Below are 15479 nucleotides of genomic sequence, written 5' to 3'. Positions count from 1 at the left end.
CCGCGCGGAGTCCCTAGAAACTCCCAAAATCACCTGGAGTTCCACGAGATGTCGGGAACTTCCGGGGACGGTGCAGGTCGCGGGCGGGAAACGCCGGCCCGGCAGAGCGCTACCGGGCGAGTTGGATTTCGGTCGGTTCGCCATCGAGGATCAGGTATCCGCGCCCAGGGCGGCGCTGCAGGGGCGGGACACGCACCCCGAACGCATCCCCATCGGATCGTCGGGTCGGGCTAAGCAGCACGCCGCACCGGCCTCGGGCGACCTCGGCGACGAGCCTGCGGACGACCCGGTTCGCGGCGCTGGTGGTCGAGGTGGCGACGACGAGGGAGCCGCGGCTCTCGGCGATCCGGGTGAGCTCGGTCAGGACGTCCTCGACCGGGGTATCGCTCATCCGGTCGGCGTCATCGATGAGGACCGCGGCCCGGGGATAGGCCTCGATCAGCCGGATGAGCTCGTCCCGGTCGTGCGGGCCGAGCGCTCCGACGAGGGTGGGGCCAGCCACCGATGGGATGGGCTCTCGGGCGACCACGATCACCGGCGTGCCGGCATCGAGCAGCCCGCGGGCCATGGTGATGAGCGCGGTGGTTCGGCCTGATCGGCTCGGCCCGGCGATCAACCACCGGTGCGACTCGCTGGGTGACCAGGTCAGGCAGGTGCCGTCGTCACCACCGATGCCGAGGGGATACCCGCTGGCGGTGGGCGTGATCTCCGCATACGAGACCTCGCTCGGCAGTTCGCCGACGGACCAATGCCACGGACTGCGCGCAGGTCCAGCCCCCGCTGGTGGCGCCGATGGCGGCAGCGCGACCTGGACGGTCCGGAGGTCGTCGGTGAGCACCCCACGCCCGGCGATGCCGGTGCCCGGTACTGACGCCCGCGGGATACCGGCGAGGGCCGCATCGGTGGGGTCGGGAAGGGAGAGGACCACTCGCCTCGCGATGCTGGAGGCGATCCGGCCGACGAGAAGCTCCCGGCCCCCGGTCACCACGAGACGGACCCCGAGCGCCAACCCCTCCCGCGCGATCGCCTCGATCTCGCCAGCTGCCTCGAGCATCAGGTCACCGCTCGTGGGGTCGCTGAGCAGTTGCCAGTTGTCGATCGCGAGGACGAGGACCGGGGGAGCCGAGCCCCCTGCACCGGTCGGGGACTCGCCCCCTTCGATCTCGTGCTCCCACCACTGATTCATGCTCGAGTGCCCGCTCGCCCGCAGCGCGACCGCGCGGTCATCGAGGTCGCGCCGTAATCGGCGGATCAACCGGGCGAGCACCGCCTCATCGTTGGCATCAACGACCGACCCGACGTGCGGCCACTCGCGCAGTCCGAGCAGGGCGGGGCTGCCGTCGCCGATGGCGTGCACCACGGCGGGTCGTCGCTCGCCCACTCGGGTGATGAGCGAAGCCACCGCGGTTGTGCGGCCCGTGCCCGGCCCGCCAACGATCATGAGATGGGCGTCCGCGGGATCCCAGAGGAGGGGTTCGCGTCGCTGGAGAGCCGGGTCGTCGATCAGCCCCCAGACGACGGCGGGGGCGGGCGGCAGCGCGTCGTCGGTGATGCGGGCAGGCAGCGGCGGGAGCCAGGGGCGGTGCGGTGCGGGTGCGCCGCGCGCGCGTTCGACGGCCGTGATGGTGGCGACGAGACGGTGCAGGTCCATCGGGCCGTGGCCCCCTTCGAGCGGAGGGGGTTCGGGGTCACCGACGCGCCGCAGCGTCGGGCCGGCGCGGCGCGACGGCTCTCGCCCGGCGACCCGACCCGCTTGGAAGGCGACCGGGGGTCCGCTGCCTGTGCGCTGGTAGGCCCGCCCCGGAGTGCGTTCATCGATCGCGGCGGCCAGGGGCGAGCCCAGCACGTCATCACTGTCGGTGCGATCGCGAACCCGCAAGGCAATCCGCAGGTTGACATTGGCCCGCACGTCCGCCGAAACGATCCCGCCCGGCCGCTGCGTGGCGAGGACGAGATGGATCCCGAGCGACCGCCCGAGCGCCGCGATCTTGATGAGCTCCTGGAGCACCTCGGGCTGGTCCTCGGCGAGCATCCGGAATTCGTCGATGATGAGGACCAGCCGGGGAAGGGGGATCCCGTCCGACCGGCGTCGATAGGCCTCGATGTCAGCGGCGCCGACCTCGGCGAGGAGACGTTCGCGTCGGGTGAGCTCGGCGCCCAGGCTGGTCAAGGCCCGTCTCGCAGCTGCGGCGTCGAGATCGGTCACCATCCCGACGGTGTGGGGCAGGTGTGCGCACTCTCCGAAGGCCGCCCCGCCCTTGTAATCGACGAGCACGAAGGTGACCTCGTCGGTCGTCAGATGTGCGGCGAGGCTCGCGACCCAGGTCTGGAGGAGTTCGGATTTGCCGGAGCCGGTGGTCCCGCCGAGCAGCGCGTGCGGGCCGTCGGCCACGAGGTCGATCAGGCAGGCACCCTCCTGGCCGGCGCCGATCGGCACGGCGAGGCCCCGCCGGAGGTCCTGGTGGCGGTGTCGAAGGCGCGTCAGGTCCTCGCTGGAGTCCGGATCGATCCCGAGCAGATCGACGAACCGCACGCTCCGCGGCAGGGCCTGATGACCGCGTCGCGGCGTGGTGTCGCGAAGGGGGGCGAGGGCGGCGGTCAAGCGCTCGGCCCACCACGCCCCGACCAGGTCCGCGCAGACCTCGGTCTCGACGCCCCCGGCCACGGCCAGGTGGGCGGTACCCCCTTCGGCCACCGTCACGACGGCGCCACAACGGGGCGGAAGGGCGGCAAGGTCCGGGGCGATCAGGACCGTATAGATGCCGACGGCTGGGCCGTGGTCGAGGATGTGGTGAAGGGGGCCGTCGTCGCGCAGCCTGGACGGGTCGTCGACAACGACGACCTGCGGGAGCCAGGTTGCGTGAGTGTCGCGGGTTGCGGTGCGCTCGGTGACCTCGGACGCGAGGGCCGTGACGAGCCGAGCGGCCTCGTCGGACGTCGTCGAGCAGCGAGAGGTCGCTGGGCGCCCTGGGTCGGACCGCAGGTGCGGGAGCGCCTCATAGTCGGCGACCCAAGACGACGCGGTGGTGGCGATCAGGGTGAGATCGAGTTCGGTCGGCGAGTGCCAGGTCGCGAGCTGACCCACGATCGAGCGGCCGAGGGCCGCTGCGGTGGGCCCGGCGCAGCCGAGGACTCCGGAGGCTCGCAGGTCAACGGTGACCGGGACCCGCGCGAGGGGTGGGTGATCGCTCGCTCCGTGCGCCCCCTTCGCGCTGACTTTGGCCGCAAGGGTGGCGAGCCCAAGCCGCACGTGTAAGGCATCGCGATCAGGTACTCGACGCTCCCATAAGCGGCGGGTGGGGCCCGTCGCCGCGAGCAAGGTCGTCGCGGGGTCGGGCGCCGCGCGATGGCGCTCGCGGAATTCGGCCACCAAAGCGAGCGCGAGACGCCGGCGTGCTTCGTGAACCGCGGCCGCCCATTCCCGCCTCTCCGCTCGATGATCGGCAGCGCCCCCGATCCGCTCGGAGAGGGTCGAACCCAGGATCATCACGGGGGAGAGGAGTCCGAGGATCATCATCCGTGGGTCGAAGATGATGGCGAGGAGCACCGCGAACGGCACGGGAAGCAGCAGCATCGCCCAGGGCATCCGGCGTCGCCGCGGGGCCTCCGGCTCGGCGGGGAACTCGATCGTCGGCGCCGCCTCCTCACTGATCACCCGGGGGTGGGGGCTCGTCTCGAGCGTCCCCTCGCCGGTCGGGGGCAAGGGCGGACCGCGCCCCGGCGCTGGGGCGAGGACAATCTCGGTACTGCCGAGGGTGAGGCGTTGCCCGGTCTGCATCGGCGCCGGCTGATCGGTGAGCGGTTCGCCGTCGAGCCGGGCCCCATTGGTGGAGCCGAGGTCGGTGACGAGCACCCCCTTCGCCTCCGGGCTGATCCGTAGATGCAGCCGCGACAGGCTCGGATCGTCTAGCGGGAGCTCGGCGGCGGCCGAGCGCCCGACGCGTATTGCGGTATCCAGCGGGACGCAGCGTCCGGCGTCGGGTCCGGCGGTGACAAGGAGCCGAAGGGGGCGGTGCGCGCCTCGCGCCGCGCTCGCCGGGGGCGGGGTATCGGTGATTCGCAGCGTCGCGCCGTCGAGCAGCGGAGGGCTGCCGATCGGTTGGTCGTCGGCGAGGGCGGTATCGGCGTAGACGATGTGCTGATCGGGCGCGAGGTGCAACGCTCGGCGCAGGTCACCGACGACCTGTCCGCGCTCGGCGCTCAACTCGTACGCCTCGGGTGTCCGGCCCGCGCCGGCTACCACCAATACACGCAAGTGCATCTTCGGGACGCTAGAGCAGCTTGATGACATCGCCCCGGGTTATCCACATCGGGGCGCTGGCGGTGAAGGGGGCATGAGGCGGGGAAGGGTCCGCGCCAGGCGTCCTTTTCCCAGCCAAAGGCGACGGGGGGCACCCCTTCGCCCCGCCGCCTAGTAAGGCATGCCTAAGGAGATCGCGTACGCTAGAGGGCGTGGACCAAATGATCACGTCATGGCCGGTGTGGCTGGCCTTCGGCGTGCTCTTCCTCGGGGCCTTCGCGCGCGGCAATGCCACCTACTGGGTGGGCCGGGGGTTGCGTCGCGGGGGGGAGCGCACCAAGGCCAGTGACCGCTTCGACTCGGCCGGGTTCGTGCGCGCCGAGCGCGTGGTGCGGCGCTTCGGCGCGCCCGCGGTGAGCGTCGGCTTCCTCACCGTCGGATTCCAGACCGCGATCAACCTGACCGCCGGGATGATGCGGATGCCGCAGTCCCGCTTCCTCCCAGCAGTCACCGTCGGCGCGCTCTTTTGGGCGACCCTCTATACGACGGTCGGGATGGCCGTCATCGAGGCCGCGCTCGGTCGGGTCCCGTGGTGGTGGATGCTCGCGGGCCTCGCCGCCGTGATCGCGACGATCCTCATCGGGAAGCGGCTGATGAACCGCCCTGTTGACGCCGCCGAGTTGGCCGAGACCGAAGAGGCCGACGGTGGCAGCGATCTCGAACGCGTCTAAGCGCTGAGATCGGTATCTCGGATTGAGCAGCAGAGAGTTAGCGTAACGACCATGCCAGAACTGCGTTCTCGGACCTCAACCCACGGCCGCAATATGGCCGGTGCCCGCGCCCTCTGGCGCGCGACCGGTGTGACCGATGCCGACTTCGGCAAGCCGATCGTCGCGATTGCCAATTCGTTTACCCAGTTCGTGCCCGGCCACGTGCACCTGAAGGACATGGGTCAGTTGGTCGCAGGTGCCATCGCCGAAGCGGGCGGGATCGGCCGGGAGTTCAACACGATCGCCGTCGACGACGGGATCGCGATGGGGCACCACGGGATGCTCTACAGCCTGCCGAGCCGCGAGGTCATCGCCGACGCGGTGGAGTACATGGTGCAGGCGCACTGCGCCGATGCGCTCGTCTGCATCTCCAACTGCGACAAGATCACCCCGGGCATGCTGCTCGCCGCCCTTCGCCTCAACATCCCGACGGTCTTTGTCTCCGGCGGCCCCATGGAGGCGGGTCGGATGCTCGGCGACGCCGTGGTCGACGGCGAACCCGAGGTTAAGCGGCTCGACCTGATCGACGCGATGATCAAGTCGGTCGATGACTCGGTCTCCGACGCCGAGATCGAGCAGATCGAGCAGTCGGCCTGCCCGACCTGTGGGTCCTGCTCGGGGATGTTCACCGCGAACTCGATGAACTGCCTCACCGAGGCGCTCGGCCTCTCCCTTCCGGGCAACGGCTCGACGCTCGCGACGGCCGCCGCCCGCCGGGGCCTCTTCGAAGACGCCGGCCGCCTCGTGGTCGACCTCTGCCGCCAGTACTACGACGGCGACGACGCATCGGTCCTGCCGCGCGCGATCGCGACGAAGCCCGCCTTCGCCAACGCGATGCGCCTCGACATCGCCATGGGCGGCTCGACGAACACGATCCTTCACCTACTCGCCGCCGCGCAGGAGGCCGGCGTCGACTTCAACCAGGACGACATCGATGCCCTCTCGCGGGTCACGCCCTGCCTGGTCAAGGTCGCCCCGAACTCGACCCAGTACTACATGGAAGATGTCCACCGTGCCGGCGGCATCCCCGCGATCCTCGGCGAACTCAACCGCGGCGGGATGCTGGACACCGGTGTTCGCTCGGTGCACAGCGAGTCCCTGGAGCAATGGCTGCGGGACTGGGATATCCGCTCCGGAGCGGCGCGTGCGGAAGCGATCGAGCTCTTCCACGCAGCCCCCGGTGGGGTCCGCACGACCGAAGCCTTCTCCTCGACCAAGCGCTGGGCGAGCCTCGACACCGACGCCGACGAGGGTTGCATCCGCTCGGTCGAGCACGCCTACACGGTCGAAGGGGGACTCGCGGTCCTCACGGGCAACCTCGCCCCGGACGGGTGCATCGTCAAGACCGCGGGCGTGCCCGAGCACCAGTGGGAGTTCTCCGGCCCGGCCCGGGTCGCCGAGTCCCAGGAGCAGGCGGTCGAGATGATCCTCGGCGGCCAGATCCAAGCCGGCGATGTCGTCGTGGTGCGCTATGAAGGGCCGAAGGGGGGACCGGGCATGCAGGAGATGCTCTACCCCACGGCCTACTTAAAGGGGGTCGGCCTGGGCCCGAAGTGCGCCCTGATCACCGACGGTCGTTTCTCCGGCGGGTCCTCCGGTCTCTCGGTCGGGCACGTCTCGCCCGAGGCTGCGGCCGGGGGAGCAATCGGCCTCGTCCGCGACGGCGATGTCATCGAGTTCTCGATCCCCGACCGGCGGGTGCAGGTCCTGATCGACGACGACGAGCTGGCCCGGCGCCGCGCCGAGCAGGACGCCGCTGGTTGGCACCCCGCCGCCGAGCGGGACCGCCCGATCTCGGCGGCTCTGAAGATCTTCGCCCGCTTCGCCCAGTCGGCGGACAAGGGCGCCGCCCGCCGCGTCGACTAGGGCGCAGGATCGGTGCCGCTCGCCGAACGTGAGTGACCACATACCAACCACCGCGGTCCCGCGCCCACGGACCTGCCTACAGTGGTCGGGGCACAGCGGCGTGCCACCTTCCCCGCATGACCCCATCTCGCAAGTGAAGAAGAGGACGTAACCCGTCGTGACCAAGCCTCACGTGCTCATTGCCGAGGAACTTTCTCCTGCCACCATCGACGCCCTCGGCCCCGATTTCGAGATCGTGCGCTGCGATGGCGCCAACCGGGACGAGTTGCTCCCGGCCCTCGCGTCCGGTGTCGACGCGGTCCTCATCCGCTCCGCGACGATGATGGATGCCGAGGCGATCACCGCGGCGAAGGGCCTGAAGGTCATCGCCCGCGCCGGTGTAGGCCTCGATAACGTCGACGTCGACGCCGCCACCAAGGCCGGCGTCATGGTCGTCAACGCCCCGACCTCCAACATCACCTCGGCCGCCGAGCTCGCCGTCGGTCTGCTGCTCGCCTCCGCGCGACACATCGCCCCCGCCAACGAGGCGCTGAAGGGCGGGAAGTGGGCCCGCAAGCAGTACGGCGGCGTCGAGCTGCTCGACAAGACCGTCGGCGTCGTCGGCTTCGGGCGGATTGGCCAGCTGGTCGCCGAGCGCCTGCGCGGCTTCGGCATGGAGGTCCTCGCCTACGACCCCTTCGTCTCCGCGCAGAAGGCCGGTCAGCTCGGCGCCCGCCTCGTCACCCTCGATGAGCTCCTCGCCGAGTCCGACTTCATCACCGTCCACCTGCCGAAGAACAAGGACACCCTTGGCCTGATCGGCGAGGAAGCGCTCACCAAGGTCAAGCCCAGCGTGCGGATCATCAACGCCGCCCGCGGCGGGATCGTCGACGAGCAGGCCCTCGCCGACGCGATCGCGCAGGGTCGCGTGGCAGGCGCGGGCATCGACGTTTTCGCCACCGAGCCGTGCACCGACAGCCCCCTCTTCGCCTCGGAGAAGGTCGTCGTCACCCCGCACCTCGGCGCCTCGACCGACGAGGCCCAGGAGAAGGCCGGTGTCTCGGTCGCCAAGTCCGTGCGCCAGGCCCTCGCCGGTGACCTCGTCCCCGACGCCGTCAATGTCTCCGGCGGCGTGGTCCCCGAAGAGGTCCGCCCCGGCATCGACCTGGTCGAAAAGCTCGGTCGGATCTACACCGCCCTCGCCGGCGCGGTCCCGGTGCAGCTCGACGTCGATGTCCGCGGCGAGATCACCGAGCACGACGTCAGCGTCTGGAAGCTCTCCGCGCTGAAGGGCGTCTTCGCCGATGTCGTCGAGGTCCCGGTCACCTATGTCAACGCCCCGCTGATCGCCGAGGAGCGCGGCAGCGAGGTGCGCCTCATCACCGACCCGGTCTCGGAGGACTTCCGCAATATCACCACGTTGCGCGGCACCCAGGCCGACGGCACGCAGCTCTCGGTGGCGGGCACCCTGACCGGCCCGAAGATGGTGCAAAAGATCGTCGGCATCGACGGCTTCGACCTCGAGGTGCCGCTGTCGAACCACATGGCCTTCTACCGCTACGAGGACCGCCCCGGCGTCATCGGCGTGATCGGTGGCGTCTTCGGCGACGCGGGCGTCAACATCGCCGGCATGCAGGTAGCTCGCGATGAGGCCAAGGGCACCGCGCTCGTGGCGCTCACCCTCGATGCCGCCGTGCCGGACGAGCTCGTCGCCCAGGTCGCTGAGCAGGTCTCGCTCGACCAGATCAAGGTCGTCGACCTCGACTGAGCCGTGGTGTGAGGGAACCCACCGTCCACATCGTGGGCGGTGGGTTCCATCATCTGGATGATGGCGCGTAGCGTGCGAAGCGAGATCGCGGCGATCCCGCGAGAGCCCGAAGAGCCACCACTACCGCCAGGAGGTTCGCGATGAGCGAAGAAGCCGCCGAGGCGCGTCGGGCCCTGCAGGAGAGCATGGACCGTCGCGACCAGGGTCAGACCGACTGACCCGATCACGCCGATAGGTGACGAAGGGGGAGGCCGCAGCCTCCCCCTTCGGCGTGCCTGACGCCCGATCATCATGCGAGACAAGGCATCCACATGTCGGACGCGCGTCTTAGGGTGTGGGCATGAGTGAGCAGAGCATCGACCTGGCGGTTATCGGCGGCGACGGCATCGGCCCGGAGGTCACGGCCGAGGGTGTGAAGGTCCTGCGCGCGGTCGTCGGCGAGGATGCCGTCAACGCCACGGAGTACGACCTCGGCGCCCGCCGCTGGCATGCGACCGGGGAAACGCTGCCGGACTCGGTCGTGGAGGAGATCCGCGGTCACGACGCGATCTTGCTCGGCGCGATCGGCGATCCCAGCGTCCCCTCCGGTGTGCTCGAACGCGGCGTCCTGCTCCCGCTGCGCTTCGCCTTGGACCACTTCGTGAACCTCCGCCCGGCCAAGCTGCTGCCCGGCGTCACGAGCCCGCTCGCCGAGCACGTGCGCGAAGGGGGGATCGATTTCGTCGTCGTCCGTGAGGGCACCGAGGGTCCCTACGTCGGCAACGGTGGCGCGCTACGCGTCGGCACCGACCACGAGATCGCGACCGAGGTGAGTGTCAACACGCGGTTCGGCGTGGAGCGGGTCGTGCGCGACGCCTTCGCCCGGGCGCAGGCGCGCCCTCGCCAGCACCTCACCCTGGTGCACAAGCACAACGTCTTGACCCATGCCGGTCACCTCTGGCGGCGCACCGTCGAAGAGGTCGGCGTCGAGTTCCCCGAGGTCGAGACGGCCTACCAGCACGTCGACGCCGCGACGATCTTCCTCGCGACCGACCCGGGCCGCTTCGATGTGATCGTGACCGACAACCTCTTCGGCGACATCATCACCGACATCGCGGCCGCGATCGCCGGTGGCATCGGCCTCGCCGCGAGCGGCAATATCAACCCGACCGGCGCTGCTCCGAGCATGTTCGAGCCGGTCCACGGCTCCGCGCCCGATATCGCCGGGCAGGGCAAGGCCGACCCGACCGCTGCGATCCTCTCGGTCGCGATGCTGCTCGCACACCTCGGCCGAGACGCCGACGCCGCTCGGGTCGAAGACGCCGTCGCCGCCGACCTCGCCGAGCGCGGAGCAGCCGCCCGCAGCACCGCCGCCATCGGTGACGCGATCGCCGCGCGCCTGTGACGGGAGGGCTGACAGGGGGCGCCCGGCGCAGGGGGTTAACCTTCGTCTAAGCCGCAGTTCGTTAGCCAGGAGATCAACGACGATGACCTTGTCCTTCACGCGTACCGCCAACACCTCGCCCACCAGCGAGGAGCGCCGGGCCGAGATCCTGGCCAACCCGGGATTCGGCTCGCACATGACCGACCACATGGTGACCGCGACCTGGCGCCAGGGGGAGGGGTGGATCGACGCCGCGCTCGAGCCCTATGGCGACATCACGATGAGCCCGGCGGCCTCCGTGCTGCACTACGCGCAGGAGATCTTCGAGGGCCTGAAGGCCTACCGGCATGAGGACGGCTCGATCTGGAGCTTCCGCCCGGATAAGAACGCCGAGCGCCTCAACGCCAGCGCGCGTCGCATGGTGCTGCCCGAACTCCCGGTCGAGGACTTCCTCACCTCCCTTCGCCTGATCGTCGAGGCCGACCAGGAGTGGGTCCCGGCCTTCGGCGATGGCGAGAAGAGCCTCTACCTACGCCCCTTCATGTACGGCTCGGCGGCCTTCATCGGCCTGCGGCCCTCGACCGAGGTCAAGTACTCGGTGATCGCGAGCCCGGCCGCCTCGATCTTTACCGGCGGGCCGAAGCCGATCACCTTGTGGGTCGCCGAGAAGTACGCGCGCGCCGGCGCGGGCGGGACCGGCGCCGCCAAGTGCGGCGGCAACTACGCCTCGGCGCTCGCGGGTCAGATCGAAGGGGCCGAGCACGGCTGCGACCAATCGGTCTTTCTCGACTCCTCGACCCACACCTATGTCGACGAACTCGGCGGGATGAACGTCTTCTTCGTCATGAAGGACGGAACCCTCGTCACCCCCGAACTCACCGGCACGATCCTGCCGGGGATCACCCGCTTGTCGGTGCTCGAGCTCGCGCCCGAGTTTGGCCTCACCCCGGTGGAGCGGCGCGTGCCGATCGCCGAGTGGAAGGACGGCGTGGCGAGCGGCGACATCCTCGAGGTCTTCGCCTGCGGCACCGCGGCGATCATCACCCCCATTGGCGAGCTTCGGTGGGACGGTGGCACCGCTCCGTCGACGGCTGGCGAAGGGGGAGGCGAGGTCACCCGTGGCCTTCGCGAGCGACTCCTTTCCATGCAGCAAGGCCGCACGGACAACACCTACGGATGGATGCACCAGCTCGTTTAACGAGCGGCGCGAGAACGACATGTTCGCCCGGCCTCGGCTGATCGCCACCGATCTCGACGGGACGTTGCTTCGCAGCGACGGGACGGTCTCTGCGCGGTCCGCCCGAGCCCTCGCGGCCGTCGCCGAACTCGGTGTCGAGACGGTGCTCGTGACCGCTCGACCGCCGCGGTGGCTCCACGATCTCGCCCATGTGGTGGGGGCCCGGGGGGTCGCGATCTGCGGCAATGGCGCCTTTCGTTATGACGTCGCCGGCCGGCGCGTCTTCGGTGAGCAGACGATCCCGCCCGAGGTGGTGAGTGAGGTCGCCCGGGACCTGCGCCGCGAGCTCCCCGGCACGGGGTTCGCTGCCGAACGCGCGAGCGGTCTCGCCGCGGAGCGGATGTTTGCGGCGATCCATGACCATCCCGAGGATCTCGTGACGACCGATCGGATCGAGGCGCTCGGCGATGGCCGCGTCGGCAAGTTGCTCGCCCGCAACCCGCACCTCGACGATGACGAGTTCCTTTGCGCGGCCCGGGAGATCGTGGCTGACCGGGTGGTCCTCGCCTACTCCGGCGCGGGCGGCCTCGCCGAGATGTCCGCGCCCGGGGTGACCAAGGCCGCGGCCCTCGCCGCGTGGTGTGCCGAGCTCGGCATCGAGGCCGCGGAGGTGTGGACCTTCGGCGATATGCCGAACGATCTGCCGATGCTCACCTGGGCGGGTCGCTCGTTCGCGGTGGCCAACGCCCACGACGAGGTGCACGCGGCGGCGAGTGATCGGTGCCCGGCCAATGATGACGACGGGGTTGCGCAGATGATCGAGACGCTGCTCGGCGGACGCTAGGCGCGAGCTGCGGTCTTGACGAGCGTCCGCTGGTCCTTGCCCTCGTAGAGTCCGGCGGCGAGCACCGTGCGGGCCGCGTCGGCGTCCCCCATGAAGGCTCGCAAGGTCGTCGGGACGTCGATTCCGCTGCCCGAGCGGGCCACCGCGATCTCGTCTCCAGGGCGGATCTCGCCCCCTTCGATCACCCGGAAATAGGCCCCGGCGCGCCCCCGCTCAGCGAAGCGCTTGACCCAGCGCGGCTCGCCCATCCGGGCCGCGAAGGTCGCGCACGGGACCCGGGGACCGGTGACCTCGAGGACCGCGCTGCCGACCCGCCAGCGATCACCGACCTCGGCGGCATCGACATCGATCCCGGTGGTCGTGAGGTTCTCGCCGAAGGCCCCCGGCGGCAGTTCGCGGCCCAGTTCTTCCGCCCAGTACGCGAGCTCTTCGACGGCGACGGCGTAGACCGCCTGCTCCGAGCCGCCGTGATGGCGTCCGTCACCGATGAAGTCGCCGGCCACCCCGGAGACGCCAGCGCCGTCTTCGATGCGTTTGCGTCCGGGATCGGCCACGCTGATCATCGCGACGGGTTCCTTGCCAATCCCTGTTGCGCGCCTGCGCGGGATGGATTGGTGGAGGGGGCGACCGATGTTGACCGAGAGCACGAGGGACACCACCCGCACGCTACCCCCTTCGTGACGAGGCGAAGGGGGAGCACTTACGTGGCTAGCGCGGCAGGCCGGAAAGGCGCCAGCCGCCCGGTCCGACCGGGAAGGTGGTGCGCATCGCCCGCTGCGGGTGGCCCCACTGCGAGCGGGCCGAGGGAGCGGGCTCTTCGCCCCCACCGAGGCCCGAGAGGACCGCGAGCAAGGCGGCCAGCTGCTCCTCGGAGGCGTCACCAAGCACCGAGATGACCGGACCGGCCGGGGCGGGTGCCTCGGCCGATTCGGGCTGCTGGTCGGCGCTCACAGCGGGATGTTCCCGTGCTTCTTCGGCGGCAGCGTCTCGCGCTTGGTGCGCAGCGCCCGCAGCGCCCGGGTGACGTTCATCCGGGTGTTCGACGGGGTGATGACCGTGTCGATATAGCCGCGCTCGGCCGCCACGTACGGGTTCGCGAGGGCGTCTTCGTAGGCGGTGATGAACTCCTGGCGCGCCTCTTCGACATCGCGGCCCTCGGCCTGAGCCTCTTTCAGCTGCTTGCGGTAGAGGATGTTGACCGCGCCCTGCGCGCCCATGACGGCGATCTGCGCGGTCGGCCAGGCGAGGTTGATGTCCGCGCCAAGGTGCTTCGAGCCCATGACGTCGTAGGCGCCGCCGTAGGCCTTGCGGGTGATCACGGTGACGAGCGGGACGGTCGCCTCGGAGTAGGCGTAGATCAGCTTGGCGCCGCGGCGGATGATCCCATCCCACTCCTGGTCGGTGCCCGGGAGGAAGCCCGGCACGTCAACGAGGGTGAGGACCGGAACGTTGAAGGCATCGCAGGTCCGCACGAAGCGAGCGGCCTTTTCGGAGGCGTCGATGTCGAGGGTCCCGGCGAACTGCATCGGGTTGTTGGCGACGACGCCGATCGAGTGGCCCTCGATCCGGGCGTACCCGCAGATCATGTTCGGCGCGAAGAGGGGGTGCACCTCGAGGAACTCACCGTCGTCGACGATGTGCTCGATGATCTTGTGCATGTCGTACGGCATGTTCGCCGAGTCGGGGATCGCCGTGTCGAGCCACAGGTCGTCCTCGGTGACCGTGAGGTCATTTTCCTCGCCGAAGACCGGGGCCTGCTCGAGGTTGTTGCTCGGCAGGTACGACAGCAGGGCCTTGACGTACTCGATCGCGTCCTCTTCGTCGCTTCCCATGTAGTGCGCGACGCCGGACTTGGTGTTGTGGGTGCGCGCCCCGCCGAGCTCTTCGAACTCCACGTCCTCGCCGGTCACGGTCTTGATGACGTCCGGGCCGGTGATGAACATGTGCGAGGTCTGGTCGACCATCACGGTGAAGTCGGTGACCGCGGGGGAGTAGACGGCACCGCCAGCGCACGGGCCCATGATCAGCGAGATCTGCGGGATGACGCCGGAGGAGTGCACGTTGCGGCGGAAAATCTCGCCGTAGAGGCCGAGCGAGACGACCCCTTCTTGGATGCGCGCGCCACCGGAGTCGTTAATGCCGATGACCGGGCAGCCGATCTTCATGGCGAAGTCCATGACCTTGCAGATCTTCTCGCCGAAGACCTCACCGAGCGAGCCACCGAATACGGTGAAGTCCTGGGCGAAGACCGCGACCTGGCGACCGTCGACGGTGCCGTAACCGGTCACCACGCCGTCACCGTAGGGGCGGTTCTTCTCCTGCCCGAAGGCGGTCGAGCGGTGCCGCGCGTACTTGTCCATCTCGACGAAGGTGCCCTCGTCGAGGAGCAACTCGATCCGCTCGCGCGCGGTCTTCTTCCCGCGTGCATGCTGCTTCTCCACGGCCGTTTCGGACCCGGCGTGGGCGACCTCGGCCACGCGACGCTTCAGGTCCTTCAGCTTGCCGGCAGTGGTGTGGATGTCGATGTCGTCCGGGACGTCGGTGCCACCGATGGACTGGTTCGGTTCCGCCGTCGTGGTGGAGTTTGTGCTCTGGGCCATGACCGTCAGCCTAGCCTTCACGATATGAGGCATGACATCGACGTCCAGGCGATCTGGGATCGGCTCACGACGAGCGCGTCCGCGGGCGACGAAGGGGGCGCGCGAACCCCCTTCGCCCCCGACGCCTTCACGGTTTTGCCGCAGGTCGGCTCGACCAATGCCTATCTCGCCGAGCACCCGACAATGTGGGCGCCGGTGATCGCCGAGCACCAAGGCGAAGGGCGCGGCCGGCTCGGTCGGACCTGGCGGGAGGTGCCGCGAGCCGGGATCGCGATGTCGGTCCTTGTCCCGGCGCCCCCTGCGCAGCGGATCGGGTGGTTGCCGCTGCTCGCGGGGCTCGCCGTCCATGACGCGCTCGCCCGCCAGGGGCTCGCGACGGAGGTGAAGTGGCCGAATGACGTCCTCGTCCCGTCGGCCGATGACGCGAAGGTGTGCGGCGTCCTTGCCGAGCTCCGGCCCGAAGGGGTGATCGTGGGGATCGGCATCAATGTCGATCACAGCCGCGAGGAATTGCCCGTCCCCACCGCCACCTCGGTCCGGCTCGCGCTCGGATCTGCGCCGCGGCGCGAGCCGATCATCGCCGATGTCCTCGCGGGTCTGGCGGGCTATCACGAGGCCCTGCGGGGCGACGGCCCCGCCCTGAGCGCCGCGCAACGCGCCTATCGGTCGGTGAGCGCCACCATCGGAGCGAGCGTCGAGGTCCATCGCCCGGGCCGCGAGCCCGAGCGGGTCCAGGCGCTCGACGTCGATGCCTCCGGTGGACTCATGGTGCGCGGAGTGGGGGGCTCGGATACGGTGACCGCTGGTGACGTGCAGCACATTCGGCGGGTCACCGACGTCTAGTCCACGGCAAGTAGCGCACGCGAGCGGAG

Annotated in this window: 11 protein-coding genes; 7 read left to right on the top strand and 4 right to left on the bottom strand. The window is 69.9% G+C overall.

Annotation, left to right across the window (positions count from 1 at the left end; translation table 11 throughout):
* Positions 1-109 precede the first annotated feature (109 nt).
* Positions 110-4261: an FtsK/SpoIIIE domain-containing protein gene (locus AB8K43_RS06600; RefSeq protein WP_370892688.1), complete on the bottom strand. Its 4152-nt coding sequence runs from the start codon at positions 4259-4261 to the stop codon at positions 110-112.
* A gap of 200 nt (positions 4262-4461) precedes the next feature.
* On the opposite strand from AB8K43_RS06600, the gene AB8K43_RS06595 reads away from it, so the two are divergent.
* The 6 genes from AB8K43_RS06595 (at position 4462) to AB8K43_RS06570 (ending at position 12007) form a co-directional block, all read left to right on the top strand.
* Positions 4462-4971 (top strand): DedA family protein, encoded by a 510-nt coding sequence (locus AB8K43_RS06595; RefSeq protein ID WP_370892779.1) that lies wholly within the window; start codon positions 4462-4464, stop codon positions 4969-4971.
* A 51-nt stretch (positions 4972-5022) separates the two neighbouring features.
* A complete protein-coding gene (gene ilvD / locus AB8K43_RS06590; protein ID WP_370892686.1) occupies positions 5023-6876 on the top strand; it encodes a dihydroxy-acid dehydratase in 1854 nt (617 codons plus the stop codon).
* A gap of 157 nt (positions 6877-7033) precedes the next feature.
* Positions 7034-8623: a phosphoglycerate dehydrogenase gene (gene serA, locus AB8K43_RS06585; RefSeq protein WP_370892682.1), complete on the top strand. Its 1590-nt coding sequence runs from the start codon at positions 7034-7036 to the stop codon at positions 8621-8623.
* 340 nt (positions 8624-8963) lie between these two features.
* Entirely contained in the window at positions 8964-10007 is a 1044-nt protein-coding gene (locus tag AB8K43_RS06580) for a 3-isopropylmalate dehydrogenase (RefSeq protein WP_370892680.1), read from the top strand.
* A gap of 82 nt (positions 10008-10089) precedes the next feature.
* Entirely contained in the window at positions 10090-11184 is a 1095-nt protein-coding gene (locus tag AB8K43_RS06575; protein WP_370892678.1) for a branched-chain amino acid aminotransferase, read from the top strand.
* A 19-nt stretch (positions 11185-11203) separates the two neighbouring features.
* On the top strand, positions 11204-12007 hold the full coding sequence (locus tag AB8K43_RS06570; RefSeq protein ID WP_370892677.1) for an HAD family hydrolase: 804 nt from the start codon (positions 11204-11206) through the stop codon (positions 12005-12007).
* Here the strand turns inward: AB8K43_RS06570 and AB8K43_RS06565 are convergent.
* The 3 genes from AB8K43_RS06565 to AB8K43_RS06555 are packed head-to-tail and all read right to left on the bottom strand — an operon-like array spanning position 12004 to position 14607.
* Complete coding sequence (locus AB8K43_RS06565; protein WP_370892675.1) at positions 12004-12663, bottom strand: MOSC domain-containing protein; 660 nt, start codon at positions 12661-12663, stop codon at positions 12004-12006. The two genes, AB8K43_RS06570 and AB8K43_RS06565, sit on opposite strands and share 4 nt — an antisense overlap.
* A 52-nt stretch (positions 12664-12715) precedes the next feature.
* Positions 12716-12958, bottom strand: coding sequence for an acyl-CoA carboxylase subunit epsilon (locus AB8K43_RS06560; RefSeq protein WP_370892673.1), 243 nt, complete (start codon positions 12956-12958; stop codon positions 12716-12718).
* Positions 12955-14607, bottom strand: a complete 1653-nt coding sequence (locus AB8K43_RS06555) for an acyl-CoA carboxylase subunit beta (protein ID WP_370892671.1) — start codon at positions 14605-14607, stop codon at positions 12955-12957. The genes AB8K43_RS06560 and AB8K43_RS06555 overlap by 4 nt, the downstream gene beginning before the upstream one ends.
* Before the next feature lie 24 nt (positions 14608-14631).
* Between AB8K43_RS06555 and AB8K43_RS06550 the strand changes: the two genes are divergently transcribed.
* A complete protein-coding gene (locus AB8K43_RS06550; RefSeq protein WP_370892669.1) occupies positions 14632-15450 on the top strand; it encodes a biotin--[acetyl-CoA-carboxylase] ligase in 819 nt (272 codons plus the stop codon).
* Positions 15451-15479 lie beyond the last annotated feature (29 nt).

The organism is Janibacter sp. GXQ6167 (assembly GCF_041365945.1).
In the GTDB taxonomy this organism is placed as follows: Bacteria; Actinomycetota; Actinomycetes; order Actinomycetales; family Dermatophilaceae; genus JBGFSK01.
The sequence above is the reverse complement of the archived record's forward strand: the minus strand, read 5'-3'. Positions and strand labels throughout refer to the sequence as shown.